This is a genomic window from Amycolatopsis halotolerans, from assembly GCF_042647905.1.
GTDB classification, from domain to species: domain Bacteria; phylum Actinomycetota; class Actinomycetes; order Mycobacteriales; family Pseudonocardiaceae; genus Amycolatopsis; species Amycolatopsis halotolerans.
In genome coordinates, this window is the sequence record NZ_JBHRWI010000005.1 from 80550 (window position 1) to 94398 (window position 13849).

13 protein-coding genes and 1 tRNA gene are annotated in these 13849 nt (G+C 69.1%); 6 read left to right on the plus strand and 8 right to left on the minus strand.

The features are described from left to right. Positions 1-50: 50 nt before the first annotated feature. From ACFORO_RS05120 to argS, 3 genes are read right to left on the minus strand one after another with little or no spacing between them, the layout of a single operon-like run. Positions 51-1376 carry a homoserine dehydrogenase gene (locus tag ACFORO_RS05120; RefSeq protein ID WP_354743996.1) on the minus strand — a complete coding sequence of 442 codons (1326 nt, stop codon included), beginning with the start codon at positions 1374-1376 and terminating at the stop codon, positions 51-53. Positions 1377-1388: 12 nt separating this feature from the next. Next, positions 1389-2819: a diaminopimelate decarboxylase gene (gene lysA / locus ACFORO_RS05125; protein ID WP_354743933.1), complete on the minus strand. Its 1431-nt coding sequence runs from the start codon at positions 2817-2819 to the stop codon at positions 1389-1391. 3 nt (positions 2820-2822) lie between these two features. Further along, complete coding sequence (argS, locus tag ACFORO_RS05130; protein WP_377871951.1) at positions 2823-4487, minus strand: arginine--tRNA ligase; 1665 nt, start codon at positions 4485-4487, stop codon at positions 2823-2825. Between the two features lie 203 nt (positions 4488-4690). Here argS and ACFORO_RS05135 point away from each other — a divergent pair, with 203 nt between their 5' ends. After that, the gene (locus tag ACFORO_RS05135) at positions 4691-5530 is read left to right on the plus strand and encodes a DUF3105 domain-containing protein (RefSeq protein WP_344271377.1); all 840 of its coding nucleotides are present in this window, start codon (positions 4691-4693) and stop codon (positions 5528-5530) included. A 2-nt stretch (positions 5531-5532) separates the two neighbouring features. Then, positions 5533-6279, plus strand: a complete 747-nt coding sequence (locus ACFORO_RS05140) for a DUF305 domain-containing protein (RefSeq protein WP_377871952.1) — start codon at positions 5533-5535, stop codon at positions 6277-6279. 42 nt (positions 6280-6321) lie between these two features. Here ACFORO_RS05140 and ACFORO_RS05145 read toward each other — a convergent pair whose 3' ends face one another. The 3 genes from ACFORO_RS05145 to ACFORO_RS05155 form a co-directional block, all read right to left on the minus strand. Further along, the gene (locus tag ACFORO_RS05145; protein ID WP_377871954.1) at positions 6322-6918 is read right to left on the minus strand and encodes a flavin reductase family protein; all 597 of its coding nucleotides are present in this window, start codon (positions 6916-6918) and stop codon (positions 6322-6324) included. A gap of 10 nt (positions 6919-6928) precedes the next feature. Then, a complete protein-coding gene (locus tag ACFORO_RS05150; protein ID WP_377871955.1) occupies positions 6929-7849 on the minus strand; it encodes a cation diffusion facilitator family transporter in 921 nt (306 codons plus the stop codon). Between the two features lie 133 nt (positions 7850-7982). Next, positions 7983-9104, minus strand: a complete 1122-nt coding sequence (locus tag ACFORO_RS05155; RefSeq protein ID WP_377871956.1) for an alpha/beta fold hydrolase — start codon at positions 9102-9104, stop codon at positions 7983-7985. 105 nt (positions 9105-9209) lie between these two features. On the opposite strand from ACFORO_RS05155, the gene ACFORO_RS05160 reads away from it, so the two are divergent. Continuing rightward, positions 9210-9285 (plus strand) — tRNA-Arg (locus ACFORO_RS05160). Between the two features lie 721 nt (positions 9286-10006). On the opposite strand, the gene ACFORO_RS05165 is transcribed toward ACFORO_RS05160, so the two are convergent. Then, complete coding sequence (locus ACFORO_RS05165) at positions 10007-10186, minus strand: hypothetical protein (RefSeq protein ID WP_370934620.1); 180 nt, start codon at positions 10184-10186, stop codon at positions 10007-10009. 760 nt (positions 10187-10946) lie between these two features. Between ACFORO_RS05165 and ACFORO_RS05170 the strand changes: the two genes are divergently transcribed. Next, positions 10947-11744, plus strand: a complete 798-nt coding sequence (locus ACFORO_RS05170) for a hypothetical protein (RefSeq protein ID WP_377871957.1) — start codon at positions 10947-10949, stop codon at positions 11742-11744. Next, entirely contained in the window at positions 11735-12238 is a 504-nt protein-coding gene (locus tag ACFORO_RS05175) for a pilin (protein ID WP_377871958.1), read from the plus strand. Before ACFORO_RS05170 ends, ACFORO_RS05175 begins: the two co-directional genes overlap by 10 nt. 439 nt (positions 12239-12677) lie before the next feature. Here the strand turns inward: ACFORO_RS05175 and ACFORO_RS05180 are convergent, their stop codons facing one another. Beyond that, positions 12678-12812: a hypothetical protein gene (locus tag ACFORO_RS05180; RefSeq protein WP_377871959.1), complete on the minus strand. Its 135-nt coding sequence runs from the start codon at positions 12810-12812 to the stop codon at positions 12678-12680. 49 nt (positions 12813-12861) lie between these two features. Here ACFORO_RS05180 and ACFORO_RS05185 point away from each other — a divergent pair, with 49 nt between their 5' ends. After that, a complete protein-coding gene (locus tag ACFORO_RS05185) occupies positions 12862-13668 on the plus strand; it encodes a hypothetical protein (RefSeq protein WP_377871961.1) in 807 nt (268 codons plus the stop codon). Positions 13669-13849 lie beyond the last annotated feature (181 nt).

The window sequence follows — 13849 nt, forward strand, 5'->3', positions numbered from 1 at the left end:
CTTCGGCGAGGCGGAAGCATGAATATCCATGATTCGCTTGCAAGCTGCACTCATGCGTCTTCGCCTTCCACCCGCATCACGCTGACAACCTCGTGCACCACATCGAGTTTCGCGATTTCGTCCACAGTGGACTGCAACGCCGCGTCGGGCGCGAGGTGCGTCACCACGACGAGGCTCGCCGTGTCGTTCGCGTCGCGCTGGCGCACCGCGGCGATGCTCACGCCGTGCGCGGCGAACGCTTGCGCCACCTGGGCGAGCACACCCGCGCGGTCCGCGACGTCGAGGCTCACGTGGTAGCGCGTCGGCGTCTGGCCCATCGGCCGCACCGGCAGCGCGGCGTGCGCCGATTCGCGCGGGCCGCGGCCGCCGAGCACCTGGTTGCGCGCGACCGCGACGAGGTCGCCGAGCACCGCGCTGGCGGTCGGCGCGCCACCGGCGCCCTGGCCGTAGAACATCAATTCGCCGGCCGCGTCCGCCTCGACGTAGACCGCGTTGAACGCGCCGCCGACGCCGGCCAGCTGGTGGCTGCGCGGAATCATCACCGGATGCACGCGGGCGGAAACCGACTCCGCACCGTCATCCGCCGTCACCCGTTCGCAAATCGCCAGCAGCTTCACCGTGCGGCCAAGCGTGCGCGCGGCGGCCAGATCGGACGCCGTCACGTCCGCGATGCCTTCGCGGTGCACGTCTTTCGCGGTGACCCGCGAGTGGAACGCCAGCGAGGCAAGGATCGCGGCCTTCGACGCGGCGTCGTAGCCGTCGACGTCCGCCGTCGGGTCCGCCTCCGCGTAGCCGAGGCGGCTCGCCTCGTCGAGCGTTTCGGCGTAGCCCGCGCCGGTGGCGTCCATCGCGGAGAGGATGTAGTTGGTGGTGCCGTTGACGATCCCCATCACGCGGGTGATCCGGTCGCCCGCCAGCGATTCGCGCAGCGGGCGCAGCAGCGGGATGGCCCCGGCCACGGCGGCTTCGAAGTAGAGGTCGACGCCTGCCGCGTCGGCCGCCTCGAACAGCTCGGCCGAGTGCTCGGCGAGCAGCGCCTTGTTGGCGGTGACCACGGATTTGCCCGCGTTCAGCGCGGTGAGCAGCCAGCTGCGCACCGGGTCGATCCCGCCGACCAGTTCGACCACGACGTCGACGTCGTCCCGCGCGACCAGGGCCGCGGCGTCGTCGGTGAGCAGTTCGGCGGGCAGTTCCGGGTGCTTGTCCGGACGCCGCACGGCGATGCCGACCAGTTCCACCGGCGCGCCCGCGCGGGCGGCCAGTTCCCCGGCCTGTTCGGTGAGCAGCCGGGCGACCTCGCTGCCGACCGTGCCGCAGCCGAGCATCGCGACCCGGATGGGCGCGCGGTCCGTGGGAGACAGGCTTTTCGGAGACACAGTGGACACTTCTCAAACCTCCAGGCGCAGCATGTCGTCCGTCGTCTCCCTGCGCAGCAGCAGCCGGGCGGCGCCGTTGCGCACGGCGACCACCGCGGGCCGCGGCAGCCGGTTGTAGCCACTGGCCATCGCGTAGCAGTAGGCGCCGGTCGCCGCGACGGCCAGCAGGTCGCCGGGAGCCAGCGTGTCTGGCAGCCAGCAGTCTCGGACCACGATGTCGCCGGACTCACAGTGTTTTCCCACCACGCGAGACAACGCCGGGGTCACCGGCTCGTCGCCGTCGGAGGCGGACCGCGAAACCACGCGGCAGTCGTACACCGCGTCGTAGAGCGCCGTGCGGATGTTGTCGCTCATGCCGCCGTCGACGCTGACGTACCGGCGGGCGGTCTCGTCGCCGAGCGCGACGTCCTTGATCGTGCCCACTTCGTACAGCGTGAACGTGCCCGGACCGGCGATCGCGCGGCCGGGTTCGCCCGCGATGCGCGGCACCGGAAGGTCGGCGTACGCGCACTCCTTGCGGACGATCTCGCGGATCTGCGTGATCATCTGCGAGGGCGGCGGCGGGTTGTCCTTTTCGGTGTAGGCGATGCCGAAACCGCCGCCGAGGTCGACGACGTTCATCTGCTCCAGCAGTTCTGGGCCGTGTTCCTTGGCCAGTTCCGCGAGCAGCCCGACGACGCGGCGCGCGGCCACCTCGAACCCGTCGGCGTCGAAGATCTGCGAACCGATGTGGCTGTGCAGGCCGATCAGCTTCAGCGACGGCGCGTTCAGCACCCGGCGCACCGCCTCGGCGGCGTCGCCGGAAGCCAGCGAGAAACCGAACTTCTGGTCCTCGTGCGCGGTCGCGATGAACTCGTGGGTGTGCGCCTCGACGCCGACCGTCACCCGGACGAGCACCTTCTGCTCGACCTCGTGCGCGGCGGCGATTTCGGCGAGCCGGGCGATCTCGTAGTACGAGTCGACCACCACGGTGCCGACGCCCGCTTCGACGGCGGCGTCGAGTTCGGCGACCGATTTGTTGTTGCCGTGGAACGTGATCCGCTCCACCGGGAAGTTCGCGCGCTGCGCGACGGCCAGTTCGCCGCCGCTGCAGACGTCGAGGCTCAGCCCCTGTTCGGCCACCCAGCGGGCGACCTCGACGGACAGGAACGCCTTCGACGCGTAGTGCACGAGCGCCGGGTCGTCGAACGCCTCGGCGTAGTCGGCGCAGCGGGACTTGAAGTCCGCCTCGTCGACCACGAACAGCGGCGTGCCGTACGTCTGCGCGAGGTCGCGCACGTCGACGCCGGCGATCCGCACGACGCCGTCCGCGGCGCGATAAACGTTGCGCGGCCACACTTTCGCGGGCAGCTGGTCGAGTTCGCCCGCACTCGCGGGCGGGAACCCGGAGGCGTCGGCATGGGGGTAGACGTCGGCGTGGCGGGGGCCCGCGGGGTGCGCCATTGTTTACATCCGTTCCGGAGCGGAGACACCGAGCAGCGACAGGCCGTTCGCCAGTACCTGGCGCGCGGCTTCACACAGAGCGAGCCGGGCGTACGTGAGGAGGGTGGCCTCCTCGTCGCCCTGCGGGAGGACCCGGCCCACGGTGTAGAACTTGTGGTACGCGCCGGCCAGTTCCTCGAGGTAGCGGGCCACGCGATGCGGTTCGCGCATCTCCGCCGCCCGCCGCACCACGGCGGGGAATTCGCCGATGGTGCGGATCAGGTCGCCTTCTGCAGGCAGGGTGAGCAGTCCGAAATCGACGTTCTCGCCGGCCCCGTCGGTCTTCAGGCCGAGGTCCGCCGCGCCGCGCCGCAGCGACGACAGCCGGGCGTGCGCGTACTGCACGTAGTAGACCGGGTTGTCGTTGGAATGCTTGCGCAGCAAGTCCAAATCGATGTCCAAAGAGGAATCGACGGAGTAGCGGATCAGCTCGTAGCGGGCCGGGTCGACGCCGACGGCCTCCACGAGGTCCTCGAGCGTGATCACGGTGCCCGCGCGCTTGGACATCCGCACCGGCTTGCCGTCGCTGACCAGGTTCACCATCTGGCCGATCAGCACCTCGACCGTGGCCGGGTCGTCGCCGAACGCCGCCGCGGCCGCCTTGAGCCGCGCGATGTAGCCGTGGTGGTCCGCGCCGAGCATGTAGATGCACAGGTCGTGGCCGCGGTTGCGCTTGTCCTTGAAGTAGGCCAGGTCGCCCGCGATGTAGGCGGTGTTGCCGTCCTTCTTGATGACGACCCGGTCCTTGTCGTCGCCGTACTCGCTGGAGCGGAGCCACCAGGCGCCGTCGGCGAAGTAGAGGTTGCCGGAGTCCTTCAGCTGCTGCACCGCCGCGTCGACCGCGCCGGACTCGTGCAGCGAGTTCTCGTGGAAGTAGACGTCGAAGTCGGTGCCGAACTCGTGCAGGCTCTGCTTGATCTGGCTGAACATCAGCTCGATGCCGATGCGCCGGAAGGTCTCGTGGCGCTCGTCCTCGGGCAGGCTCAGCGCGCTCGGCTCGGCCTTGATCACCTCGGCCGCGATGTCGCTGATGTACCCGCCCGCGTAGCCGTCCTCCGGCGCGGGCTCGCCCTTCGCGGCGGCGATCAGCGAGCGCACGAAGCGGTCGATCTGCGCGCCGGCGTCGTTGAAGTAGTACTCGCGGGTGACGTCCGCGCCCTGCGCGCCGAGCACCCGGCCCAGCGCGTCGCCGACCGCGGCCCAGCGCGTGCCGCCGAGGTGGATCGGGCCGGTCGGGTTCGCGGAGACGAACTCCAGGTTGATCCGGGTCCCGGCCAGCGCGTCGCCCCGGCCGTACTCCGCGCCCGCGGCCAGCACCTGGCGCACGACCTCGCCCTGTGCGTCCGCGGCGAGCCGGAAGTTGAGGAAGCCCGGTCCGGCGACCTCGGCCGCGGCCACCCCGTCCGCACCGGCGACGACCTCGGCGAGCGCCTCGGCGAACTCGCGCGGCTTCAGCCCGGCTTTCTTGGCCACCTGCAGCGCGAGGTTGGTCGCGTAGTCTCCGTGGTCCGGGTTGCGCGGGCGTTCGATGGTCACGGTCTCCGGCAGCACGGCGGCGTCGACGCCGCGTGCGGCGAGGACCTGCTCGGCGGAGCTGCGGACCAGATCGGCGAGAGCGGCGGGAGTCACTCGCCGGATTCTAGGTGCGCTTCGGCCGCGCGCCTCCGGCGGTACAGGCTGGCGAGACGGCGGGCACACCGGAGGCGGATGTTCCGCTCGCCGGGGCGCCGCGCGGGTGTTCACGGTGATCGCACGCCCGGTCTCTACACTGGGCTACCGGCAGGGTTCCGCCCGGATCCCTCCCCCGCTCTCACGAGGAGATCTCGGCAACCATGGCCAACGGGACCACCAAGAAGAAGGGCTCGTCCGCGTCCGCGGTGAAGGCGGCGAAGAACCGCTCGGTCGTCGCGGGCAAGCGCACGCCCTGGGGCACCATCATCGGCGTCGTCGTGGTGGTCGCCCTGCTGGCCGGCGTCATCGTCTACTACCTGCAGGCCTCCGCGCCCAAGCGCGACCAGGCCTCCCGGGACGAGGCCGCCGCCGCCTTCGCGCCGACCGCGAGCAATCCGGACCCGTCGAAGAAGATCCCCGGCGTGATCACCAAGCAGTACACCGGTTCGGTGCACATCCTGCCCACCGAACGGGTGGCCTACGACCAGAGCCCGCCGTTCGGCGGCCCGCACGACGGGTACTGGGCCACCTGCACCGGCGTCGTCTACCCGACCGCGGTGCGCAACGAGAACATGGTGCACGCGCTCGAGCACGGCACGGTGTGGATCGCCTACAACCCGGACCTCGTCAAGGGCGACCAGCTGCCGCTGCTCGAGGCCAGGGTCAAGGGCAAGCCGTACACGATGATGTCGCCCTACCCCGGCCTGGACAAGCCGATCTCGCTGCAGTCGTGGGGCCACCAGCTGAAGCTGGACAGCGCCGACGACCCGCGCATCGACCAGTTCATCGCCGCGCTGCGGACGAACCCGAACGGCGTGTACCCGGAGATCGGCGCCTCGTGCGACGCGCTCGGCAAGGGCATGTTCGACCCGAGCAACCCGCCGAAGTTCGACCCGAGCAAGCCGGGCAAGGACGCGAAGCCGATGGACTACAAGGGCAGCACCGGGGCGCAGAACGAGCAGCAGCCCGGCATGCCGGGCACCCCGCCCGCCGGGCAGTGACCGTGGGCAGCTCCGAAAACGACGCTGACCAGGCGGAGGCGAGCGCTGTCGAACCCGAAGGGTCCGCTCCGGCGGAGCGGACCGGCTGGTCCCGGTGGGTGGTCATCGGCGGGACGCTGATCGCCGTGCTGCTGGTCGGGGCCGCGATCGGCGTCTTCGCGACGCGGCTCACCGACGGCAGCGACGCGGTGCCGGCGACGCCGGGCGCGGGTTCGGTCGAGGTCGGCTTCGCCCAGGACATGTCGGTGCACCACCTGCAGGCGGTCACCATGGCCGGCTGGGCCCGCGACCACTCGACCGACCCGGAGATCCGCCAGCTCGCGTTCGACATCGAGCGCACGCAGACCGAGCAGGTCGGGCGGATGAAGGGCTGGCTCATGCTGTGGGACCAGCCGGAGCAGGCGACCGGCGCGTACATGACGTGGATGACCGAGCCGATGGGCCACGCGGGCATGCAGATGCCGACCAGCAGCCCGGCGGGCGGCGCGCCGATGCCCGGCATGGCCACCGACGCGGACCTCGCGAAGCTGCGCTCGCTGTCCGGCCGCGCGCTGGACGTCGAGTTCCTTCAGCTGATGCTGCGCCACCACCAGGGCGGCGTCGCGATGGCCGAGTACGCGCAGGACCACACCTCCAACGACGCGGTGAAAGCGTTGTGCCGCAGCATGTTGGTGTCGCAGGGCGCGGAGATGGACCAGATGAAGATCATGCTGAAGGGGCGGGACGCGCAGCCGCTGCCCTTCTCCTGAAGCCTCGTGGGTGTTGAGCACGGTGAGAACCGTGATCAACACTCACGAGCTTTTGTACGTAGGCCGCGCCAAGTCCCGGATGTCGCCCAGCGTCCCCCACTCGTCGCGCCCGAGCCGGGACAGCGGCCGCAGCCGCTCGATCATCGGGTGATCGCCGTCGAGGACGTCCTCGTTGACCGTGAGGTGCACGACCCGGCCGAACACCACCGTCGAGCGGCCGAACCCGACCGTGCTGTGCAGTTCGCATTCGAACGCCACCGGCGATTCCGCCACGCGCGGCGGGCGGACCTTCAGGCTCGGCTCGCGGGTCAGCCCGGCCTCGTCGAACTCGCTCAATTCCGGCGGGAAATCCGCGCCGGTCGCGTTGATCTGCTCGAAAAGCGGCTCGGGCGCGAGGTTGACCACGAATTGCCGAGTCGATTCGACGTTGCGCAGGGTGTCCTTCCGCCCGACCGAGGTGAACTGCAGGACGGCGGGCGCGGCCGAGGCGACGGTGAAGAACGAATGCGGCGCGAGGTTGTCGACCCCGGCACGAGAGGTGCTCGACACCCAGGCGATCGGCCGCGGCACGACGGTCGCGGTCATCAGGTGGTAGAACGCGTTCGGGGCCAGCTGGGCGGGGTCGAAGTCCTTGCGCATGGTCCCCGGTCTACCAGGACAGCTCCGCGCATCGGCGGGCGCATTGCGGTCCCTCGACCTGAAGCGTCGCGTGTTTGATCTCGTAGCGGACCGACAGCAGGTCTTGCGCCTTGGTGAGCACAGTGGACTGTTCGGCTTCGGCGCTCACCGTCAGGTGGGCCGAGGCGACCTCCATGCCCGAGGTCAACGTCCAGACGTGCAGGTCGTGCACGTCCGCGACGCCAGGCAGCGCGGCGAGTTCGGTGCTGATCTCGCCCACGTCGACGCCGGCGGGCGCGTGCTGGAAGAGGATCCGCAGCGCGCGGCGGGCGAGCGTCCAGGTGCGCGGCAGGACGAACAGTCCGATGGCGACACCGATGATCGGGTCGGCGTAACGCCAGCCGGTGGTGAGCGTGATCGCGCCGCTGAGCAGCACGCCGACCGAACCGACGAGGTCAGCCAGCACCTCGAGGTACGCGCCGCGGACGTTGAGGCTTTCCTTCGCGCCCGAGCGCAGCACCATGAACGACACGATGTTCGCGACGAGGCCAGCGGCGGCGGCGAGCAGCACCGGCAGGCCGGGCACCTCCGGCGGGTCGGCGATCCGCCCGATCGCCTCGAACGCCACGTACCCGGCGACGCCGAACAGCAGCACCGCATTGGCAAGCGCGGCAAGGACTTCCGCCCGGTACATGCCGAACGTGCGACTGGGCGTCGGCCCGCTGCGGCGCGCGAGCACGATCGCGGCGAGCGCCATTCCGACGCCGAGGACGTCGGTGAACATGTGCGCGGCGTCGGAGATCAGCGCGAGCGAGCCGGTGGCGAAGCCCACGGCGAACTCCAGCACCATGAACCCGGCACCGACCGCGAGAGCGATCAACAGCGCGCGGACGTAGCGGCCGGACGCGCTCGCCGGAGCGGCGGTGTGCCCGTGGCCGTGCCCGTGTCCCATCGCTCGCCTCCCAAGTTTCGGTGTCGAGAGGAATATATAGTGACATGCGCATATGTGCAATACAGGGTAGCCTAACTTCACTCTAATGCCTGGTGACGGGTTCTCCCAGCCCTGTTCCGCGAGGTGGGAAAGCTCAGCGCACGAGCCGGAAGAAGCCGCGAATCTGCTCGACGAGCGACGCGGGTTGTTCCATCGCCGCGAAGTGCCCGCCGCGCGGCAGCCGCTCGAACCAGCGCAGATCGGTGTACTTCAGCTCCGCCTGCCGCCGCGAGGGGCGGATGATGTCGCGCGGGTAGACGGAGATTCCGGACGGTGCGGTGACGAGATCGCCGAAGCTGCGGAAGCTCTCCCAGTACAGCCGCGCGGACGACGTCGCCGACGCGGTGAACCAGTACGCCGAGATCGCGTCGAGGAGCTGCTGGCGGGTGACGGCGTCCTCCGGGTGCCCGTTGTTGTCGGTCCAGGCCCAGAACTTCTCGGCGATCCAGGCCGCCTGCCCCGCCGGCGAGTCGGTCAGGCCGTAGCCGAGAGTTTGCGGACGCGTGCCCTGCTGCCCCGAGTACCCCTGGCCGGTGCGCCGGAACTCAGCCGCCGCTTGCGCGCCTTCGCGTTCCTCGTCGGTCTCGTCCTCGAACTGGCCTTGAGGCGCGGCCGCCATGTTGACGTGCACCCCCGCGACCCGCTCCCGCGCGACCTCGCCGAGCGCTCCCGACACCGCGGAACCCCAGTCGCCGCCCTGCGCGCCGTACCGCTCGTAGCCGAGGGAGACCATCAACTGATCCCAAGCGGTCGCGATTTTCTGGACGCCCCAACCGACTTCGCTCGGCTTCTCGCTCCAGCCGTACCCCGGCAACGAAGGCGCGACCACGTGGAACGCGTCCGCCGGATCGCCGCCGTGCGCCCGCGGATCGGTCAGCGGACCGAGGATGTCGAGGAATTCGAGCACCGAGCCAGGCCAGCCGTGCGTGATCACCAGCGGAAACGCGTCCGGCTCCGGCGAGCGGAGGTGGACGTAGTGAATCCCGAGGCCGTCGATCTCCTGGCGGAACTGCGGGAAGACGTTGAGCCGATCCGCGAACCCGAAGTCGTAGTCCTCGGCCCAGCCGCGGCAGAGCTCCTGGGCATACGCGAGCGGCAACCCTTGCGACCAGTCCCCGACGGTCTCCGCCTCCGGCCACCGAGTGCGCCGCAACCGCGCCCGCACGTCGTCGATGTCCTCGTCCGCCACCCTGACCTGGAACGGCTCGGCGCTCACCGCCGCCTCCCTCCGCGTCGATAGTTCGACGCTACCGCGCTAAGCACCCTCTGTGCGCGGTCGCGGAGGGGCATGCGCTAGGCTTTGTTCAGTTCGCGCGAGCGAGCCCTCGTAGCTCAGGGGATAGAGCACTGCCCTCCGGAGGCAGGTGTCGCAGGTTCGAATCCTGCCGAGGGCACCACAAGGATGGGAACGGGAGAGATGTCAGACATGACATCCTCCTTTTTCTCATGTTTGCGCTGGTCAATCCGTTTGCTTCGGTCGAACGGCACCACGATCGCGTCACGGGCAGCATGCTGCGCCGCTGAGACTGCAGGCCCGATCAACGTGGCTGTGCACTTGATTTGATTGGTGCCCTTCTGGTAGCGCAGCGCGCACGATTGAGCCGGCGGGGTCGATGAGTCGACCCGAAGATCGGTCACCTTGCGTGACTACGGCGAGAGTGCCGGAAGGGGTAAGCAGACTCGGCCAATCAACCGGCCGGAACCAATCGGCAGTGCATGATTCGGCTGCGGCTACGACAAGGTCCTAGCGGTCCGGACTGGTGCCGGTCGCCGCGGAGTCCGCTCCGGAGCGACGGTCCGCAAACGGCCCGGCGGCTTTGTCTTCGGTCAGACTGTTCGGATCCAGTCGGAGTCCGGACTCGGACTCGACGCTCGCGCCGCCGGAGCGTCCGCAGGCTGCGCCGAGGCGAGAGACATCTGTCAGCGTCTGGACTCCGCGGCCGAGTCGGACCACGGTCCAGCCGGCTTCGTGCAAGCCAGCGTACGGACCGGGCGAGGGCTTGCTACGACCGCCGATTAACGACCACGGCGAGGGCTTCGCAAGGTAAGGCGCGGGGTCGAGCAGGAGCACTCGCTGCCCGGGCCGGGTGTAGGTGGTGACGATCTTGACGACTGCTGTCAGCAGCCAGTCGGCGAGCAGTCCAGTGCCGTCGCGAAGATCGCCTTGCGCACACGGCCAGACGGTGCTCGGTCGCGCAGGACGGGGATGGCGCGGTAGCCGGCGGCGAGCGCGCACACGCGGCGAGCGCCGTCGCCGAGGAAGCGGGATCGGGGCGGTCGGCGGGTCAGTCCGGTCATGCTCGTGTGCACTGCCCGTTGGGGAGTCGTTGCCGTGTGCCGGGATCATCGCGAGTCTCCTCCATCGGATGGGTATCGCATGTTCTTACGCCCTTAACTCCGGATTTCAGCCTCGCTTTGGACGCGCCTTCGCGAAGTTTCTCCGCCTGCGCCGCAGGCTGCGGCGAGCCCTCTTCGAAGAACCACTGGAAGCCACGCTGCATAGACTCAGAGGTAGCCCCCTCAGCGCAGCCGCTCACAAGGTTCCGCAAATTGCTCCGCCGTTCCGCGCCGATTCGATTACCAAGCTTTTCGACCTTTGGAAGCGCGACGCCACAGTCGTCCGCGCAGCTGCTGACGCGGCAGCCATACAGAACGAATAACCAAAGCTCAAGCCCTACTAAAGCTCGGATGTCAGGCCCCGCCGGGAGACCGTGACCTGATCCCTTATTTTCGCGCAGCAAGGACGCGAATAGCAGGTCGCTAGTAGGCCGCTCTTGGATTTCTGGCCAGCAGATAGTAATACCATGACATTTCCGCAGTATACGTTGTGAGTTCCTGGCGTCGTTGTTGTTCGCATCGACGCCGCAGGAGTCACGACATGGCAACGTACTCAACATTTCGCCGCCGCGGTTCCGCGGCTGCCGCCAATTCACTGGATATCGCACGGGACGCGTTTACCTGGCTGGTTACCGGGCCGCATCCAGTGTCGCTGGACGGCCGGCTCTTCCGAGGTCTGCCAGACAGGCGCGTTGCATTGGACGAGGTCCGCGATCGCCTGTTGGCACGCCGGTGCCCGCAGACGACCCGGGATGCGGTGTGGGCGCATCTGGTGCTGCGCTCGCGTACCGAAGGAGCAACCTGGACAGTCGCCGCAGTAGGTGTCGCGCTGCCCGCACTGACGTCGGTGGCGGCTACTTTGTCCGGTCGGTTCGTCGGCGATCCGGCCGACATCTACGCCGAGGTGTTGCGAGGTTTTCTCGCCGCCTTGCCGAGTATCGATCTGCGTCGTCCGCGGATCATGCTGCGCCTGCGGTGGGCTGCTTACCGGTCCGGCTACGCGGCGCTCGCCGAGGCGTTGGCGGTTCCGACTCCGGTCGCACCGGGGTTCCGTTCCACTCCGCCGCACGCTCCGTGGGGACACCCCGATCTTGTTCTCGCCCGCGCGGTCGCGGACGGAGTCCTGACCCAGACCGAAGCCGCGCTCATCGGCGCGACTCGGCTGGAGCACATGCCGGTGGCGGACTGGGCGGCGCAGCATCAGACCGGCGAGTGGGCGGTCTACAAGGCGCGCAAACGCGCCGAGCTGAGGCTGGCCGACTATCTGCGTGACCGTATCGCCGAGGCCGATTCAACTGACCCGCTCGCCGTTCAGGTGGCTACCGCGGTGGCGCTCGCCCGCCCCGCCGACACGGCTCCAGGCAGAGCAGCGCCGTCACCTTCCGTGTCCGCCGAGCACGCCGGCTCCGGGCGGAAGAGCCCGGACCGCGTGTCCAAAACGGATGCGAAATCCGGAGTTCAGGGCTGCGGGACACACCCGCGCTCAGTCCGCTCTTCGGAGGTGCCGCCATGCGCCTGATCGACCACTTTTCCGCCACGGCGGTCGAGCCGTGCTGCGCTCGCGCCGAAGACAACCGCTTGCCGCCGTCACAGAACGCCAGGCAACGAAACCTCGAACGGCTGCCCGGTCGACCGTCGAAAGATCTGACCAATAAGCGCGGACGACGGTCGTCGCGTCGGCACCGATCCCGCGCTGCGTTCGTCGCGCAACTGTCAGGGGCAACGCTCCTCGCGTCGGCGTCGGCAGCACACGCCGACACCCTGGTGGTCGCCTTGGCCGGCTCCGTCACCGAGATTCTGAGCAACGTCCAGACGTGGATCATGGGGATCCTGGCGGGCCTAGCCACGTTGTTCATGACCGTCGGTGCCTCCCGCTACATGTGGGGGAACAACGAACCTCAGGAGATCGCGAAAGCCAAGGCCGCGGTCAAAGCGGCCGGGTTCGGCTACTGCCTGGCTCTGCTTGTGCCACTCGTCCTCGAGATCCTCAAAGGGTTCGTGGGCGCGTCATGACCGCCAGTGCCTCTCCGACAGTTCGCTCGCGTCGCCGCACTAACAGGACCGACGGCGGAACGTCTGACTCTTCAGCCCGCCTGCATCGGCCGCCGCCTGATCGACCACGGCGCTGGCGTGCGGCCGTGCTGTTGTTGCTAAGCGTCGTCGCGCTTCTCGCCGCGGTGCTCGCGGCGAACGCCGGAGCCGCGCCTGCTTCCCCGCAGCAACCGCCGCCGGCACCGCTCCCGACCAACGAACCGTGCACGCCGGGTTCCCCGTTGCCGGCGTGTCACCTGCCAACGCCGACCACGACGACACCGAAGCCTCCACCGAACACACCGCTGCCCGTCCCGACCGAGGTTCCCCCACCGACGACGTGCAGCTTTCCCGGGCAACTCAGCTGCGCTTCGCTCGGTCCGACGACGACCGCGCCGTGCTCGGGCGAGGACTGCATCCCTCAGCCGACGACAACTCCGCCCGCGAGCGGGACACACTCACCGGGCAACGGCAGCACCGACAGCGACTCGAAGTGCGGCATCACCGACATCGGCGCGTGTATCACCGAGGCGATCAACTCTGCGTTCCGCAGCATCGTCGACTCCGCGCTGTCGCCGATCCTGGACCTGATCGGGCACAGCGCTTTGTCCACCCCCACCATCAGCGACCTGCCGGGGATCGGCGAGCTGTGGAACGGTTCGTGGGAGATCGTCGTCGCCGCGTACGGCTTGTTCATCCTCGCCGGTGCCATCCTTGTGATGAGCCACGAGAGCATCCAGACCCGCTACTCGCTCAAGGAGATCGCGCCGCGGATCCCGATCGCGTTCATTGCCTCGGCGTTGTCGCTGTTCCTCGTCGACAAGATCATCCGGCTGGCCAACGGCCTGACCCAAGGCGTGCTCGGCGGCGGGGTCAGCCCACCCTCGGTGGGCGACACAATGACCGAAGCGTTCAACAACGCCGCAGCTGGCGGGCTGTTCACGATCCTTGTCGGCTTGGTACTCGTCGTGGTCGGCGTAGCGCTGCTGGTCGTGTACGCCATCCGAGTCGTCATCACTCTGGGCCTGATCGTCTGCGGGCCGCTGCTCCTGATCTGCCATGCGCTGCCGCACACCGACCCACTGGCCCGCTGGTGGTGGAGGGCGATCGCTGCCGCGCTCGGCATCCAAGTCGCCCAGGCGGTGGTGCTGATCACCGCAGTCCGGACGATCCTGTCCGGCAGCGTCCATCTCTTCGGGTCGACGCTGTCGGCGCTCGGGACCGATCAGCCACCGTCCGCGTTCGGTCACAGCGAAGAAGTCCGGGATGTGCTCGCGGGGCCCGTCGGCGGTGTCGAACCGCAGTCGCACCGGCTGCGACAGCACGTCAAGCAGGCAGCCGGCGAAGTCGAGCGTCAACAGCAGCCGGGCCTCGGCCAGAGACTCGTAGCCGTGATGGGCGGCCGGTGCTGACCAGGAACTGCAGCTCGGGCTGGTGCCGTTGACCTCGGCTCCACGTAAACCGTCTGGCCGGAACCCGAACGACTGCGGGACCCGAGGCCAGATCCCGCACCGTCATCTCGGCTTCGCCTGTGCGAGTCCGGATCTTCGCGCGCCATCGGCCGGCCCAGCCCGCGTCTGCCGCAACGCGTCG

Excerpts from the sequence above, each read along its gene's own strand:
- lysA (WP_354743933.1), bottom strand. The coding sequence starts at position 2,819 with ATGGCGCACCCCGCGGGCCCCCGCCACGCCGACGTCTACCCCCATGCC.
- ACFORO_RS05135 (WP_344271377.1), top strand. The coding sequence starts at position 4,691 with ATGGCCAACGGGACCACCAAGAAGAAGGGCTCGTCCGCGTCCGCGGTG.
- ACFORO_RS05145 (WP_377871954.1), bottom strand. The coding sequence starts at position 6,918 with ATGCGCAAGGACTTCGACCCCGCCCAGCTGGCCCCGAACGCGTTCTAC.
- ACFORO_RS05150 (WP_377871955.1), bottom strand. The coding sequence starts at position 7,849 with ATGGGACACGGGCACGGCCACGGGCACACCGCCGCTCCGGCGAGCGCG.
- ACFORO_RS05165 (WP_370934620.1), bottom strand. The coding sequence starts at position 10,186 with ATGACCGGACTGACCCGCCGACCGCCCCGATCCCGCTTCCTCGGCGAC.
- ACFORO_RS05175 (WP_377871958.1), top strand. The coding sequence starts at position 11,735 with ATGCGCCTGATCGACCACTTTTCCGCCACGGCGGTCGAGCCGTGCTGC.
- ACFORO_RS05180 (WP_377871959.1), bottom strand. The coding sequence starts at position 12,812 with ATGCTGCGGAACGCAGAGTTGATCGCCTCGGTGATACACGCGCCGATG.